The 2,552-nt window shown below is 60.9% G+C and carries 4 protein-coding genes and 1 rRNA gene; all 5 read right to left on the reverse strand.

Annotation, left to right across the window (positions count from 1 at the left end; all coding sequences use genetic code 11):
* Window positions 1–96: 96 nt before the first annotated feature.
* The gene (locus tag ABG80_RS17565) at window positions 97–372 is read right to left on the reverse strand and encodes an AzlD domain-containing protein (protein WP_058088913.1); all 276 of its coding nucleotides are present in this window, start codon (window positions 370–372) and stop codon (window positions 97–99) included.
* 91 nt (window positions 373–463) lie between these two features.
* Window positions 464–1,228 (reverse strand): AzlC family ABC transporter permease, encoded by a 765-nt coding sequence (locus tag ABG80_RS17570; RefSeq protein ID WP_058088915.1) that lies wholly within the window; start codon window positions 1,226–1,228, stop codon window positions 464–466.
* Between the two features lie 77 nt (window positions 1,229–1,305).
* A complete protein-coding gene (locus ABG80_RS21635) occupies window positions 1,306–1,764 on the reverse strand; it encodes a hypothetical protein (protein WP_235513928.1) in 459 nt (152 codons plus the stop codon).
* Between the two features lie 119 nt (window positions 1,765–1,883).
* Window positions 1,884–2,336: a DUF494 family protein gene (locus ABG80_RS17575; protein WP_058088914.1), complete on the reverse strand. Its 453-nt coding sequence runs from the start codon at window positions 2,334–2,336 to the stop codon at window positions 1,884–1,886.
* A 119-nt stretch (window positions 2,337–2,455) separates the two neighbouring features.
* Window positions 2,456–2,552: ribosomal RNA gene (rrf, locus tag ABG80_RS17580) — 5S ribosomal RNA — on the reverse strand; the annotation flags it as partial.

Here is a 2,552-nt window from a genome sequence, read left to right on the forward strand (position 1 = left end):
GGGTGTGCTCATCTTCAGGTCCTCAAAACTCCCAGAAACTGAGCGTCATTGCACACAAACCTGGGAGTTCTGACCATCCCCAGTTGCCAGGTTTGATCAGTGTTCATCGAGGATGTGGCAGTTTTGCAGGGCCGACCACTTAGGGTCGAGCCACGCCGTCTCACTGCCAGACAAGGGCAGAACAATTTCAGGCGCGATGATCGCGGCCAAGGCGGCCAAAGGCGCGTACTTCAGGCCCTGCATGGCCCAAGGCGGCAAACGAATCGGCTCGCGTGTCAGGAAGAAGAAGGCCCGCGTCACCGCAGACAGCCCCATCAAACCCAGCACCGCCAGCACCATCCACAGCGGCGCCCCCCACAAAATCACATCCATCGCATCCTCCCTCGATCCGGAGACATCGGCGCCAACCGTGCCGCTTGTACCAAGCGCAAAGATGAAGGCCCTGGCACCTCCCGATGCTCCGTCAATTGCGGGCTCCCGGCTCAGCCCTGGGCACCCAGCGCTCCAGAACCAGGCCCGCCGCCACCGCCACCAAAATGGCGACGACGATGTGCAAGCGCATGGGCATACCCCAGGCAGCCACAGCCGTCACGGCAGCAACCAAGGCCGCAAAAAGCCCTCGTCCGTCCTTGATCAGCGTCACCAGCAAAGCCAACAGAGCAAGCGAGCCAGCGAAGCCCAAGCCCCACTCCTGCGGAACCTGGGACGCGAACGCAATCCCCAGCAACGACGCAACGTTCCAGCCAAGCCAGTTGACGATGGCAACGCCCAGGAAATATGCCAAAGGCTCAGGGTTTGAACCGCTGGCCGGCTCATCCTCTCCGTGGCGATGCACCGTCAATACGTACGTGACATCCGCACTGAGGTACCCCGCCATCAACCGCCACCTCAACGCCAGCGTCATCATGTGCGGCCTCAATTGCGCACTGAAGATCACGAAGCGCAGGTTCACGCACAAGGCAGTCAGCCAGATCAACCAAAGGGGCGCGCCCACCAGCATCAAGGGCACCGCCGAGAGCTGCGCGCTGGCAGCGAACACCAACAAGCTCATCAACAGCACGATGGGCAAAGGCAGCCCCGAGGTGGTCATGGCGCCCCCTGTGACCAAGCCCCAGGCAAGCATGCCTGGCAGAACCCGAGCCATGTCGCCCATGCCCCGGCGAAAGGCGGGATGCGCGCGCAGCCTCGGATCAAGCAGCGAATCAAGCGGTGCGGCTTCCGACGTCATGCGGCCATTGTCTGCCAATGGGGGCATCCCCCGCCCCCGAGCGGCCATCTTCCAACGAGTTGAGGCCCGACAGCGGCTCAATGACTGGCGGCCTTGCCGCCCTTGCCCTCTCCGTGGCCATCGTCCTCCTCCTCATCGCCCTGATCAGCAGGAGGAGGCTTGGAAGCCGCTGGTGCCGGGCGCGGGACCACTGGGGTCACGCCCTCCAGCTTGTTCTCGCGCATGTACTCGTCCATCTCTCGCCATCCGGCAAAAACCGAAGACTTGTCTGCCTTCGGATTGAGAACATAACAATCCTCAATGGCTCGCATGGCGTGCCTGCAAGCGCTGCCGACCGCTTTGGCTTCGGCTTGTTTTCTCTCAGCAGCTTTGGCTGGCGTGTCCAGGCCCAATTGATCGCAGCCAGAGATCCCGAAAACCAAAGTCAAAGAAGCCAACATGCGCACGGCAAGGTGTCGCCCCCGCAAAAAGATGGCAGAGCAAAACGCTGCTTGCGATGGAGAAACGATGGCTGGGCCAATCTGCTGCGAAGTCATGGGTGCACTCGGCCTGAAACCGAGCCTGTTGACACCTCATGATTTTCGGCATGCGACAGCCAAGCTTGAGCGTTTCGCCGGAAAGACGATCAGGACTCAAGCCAATGGACCGCAGTGGGTCAATGAATCAGGCGATCCGCATCATCGACGAACAGCTCGTCCAGGATGAGGGCGTCCGGCTCTTCCCCCAGGCTCCAGAACACCAACAGCAGAAGAACCTTGAAGTCCTCCAGGGTAACCGGGCCTCGGGGGATGGCGAGCACGCGGTCCAACACCACCTCTCGCAGCGCGGGAGTCAGCACGCCGGCACCTTCGAGAAAGTGAAGGAAGCCCAAGGCCTCTGTTCCCAACAAATCGAGCTCTTGTGGCACGTAGACGCGCAGAGACCTCGATGCCGGAGGCATGGCGAGGTTGTGCTTGACCGATTGAAGGCCGTCCAACCACGCCAGCGCGTCATTGATTTCCTCGGACTCGAACCCGACAGCCGATAGCTTCTTGACGAGTTGCCCTGCATCCGGGCATGCGTCCGGGCGCCAATAGGTTTCGTACAAATAGGCGAGGACGTCAAACATGGGGAGGATGATACCCCAGCCAGCCAAACATGCCGGACAGTGGGCAAGACAAGCGGGGGAAAACCGCCGGCCGGAAATGACAAAGCCCCTGCAGAGCAGGGGCTTTGTTGGAGTAAGTAGCCTGACGATGTCCTACTTTCACACGGGAATCCGCACTATCATCGGCGCTGAGTCGTTTCACTGTCCTGTTCGGGATGGGAAGGAGTGGGACCAACT

It is taken from the genome of Aquabacterium parvum, assembly GCF_001447195.1.
In the GTDB taxonomy this organism is placed as follows: Bacteria; Pseudomonadota; Gammaproteobacteria; order Burkholderiales; family Burkholderiaceae_C; genus Aquabacterium; species Aquabacterium parvum.

What these genes read in the sequence shown, in the direction of transcription:
- ABG80_RS17565 (WP_058088913.1), bottom strand. Translation starts at nt 372, where the DNA reads ATGGATGTGATTTTGTGGGGGGCGCCGCTGTGGATGGTGCTGGCGGTG.
- ABG80_RS17570 (WP_058088915.1), bottom strand. Translation starts at nt 1,228, where the DNA reads ATGACGTCGGAAGCCGCACCGCTTGATTCGCTGCTTGATCCGAGGCTG.
- ABG80_RS21635 (WP_235513928.1), bottom strand. Translation starts at nt 1,764, where the DNA reads ATGACTTCGCAGCAGATTGGCCCAGCCATCGTTTCTCCATCGCAAGCA.
- ABG80_RS17575 (WP_058088914.1), bottom strand. Translation starts at nt 2,336, where the DNA reads ATGTTTGACGTCCTCGCCTATTTGTACGAAACCTATTGGCGCCCGGAC.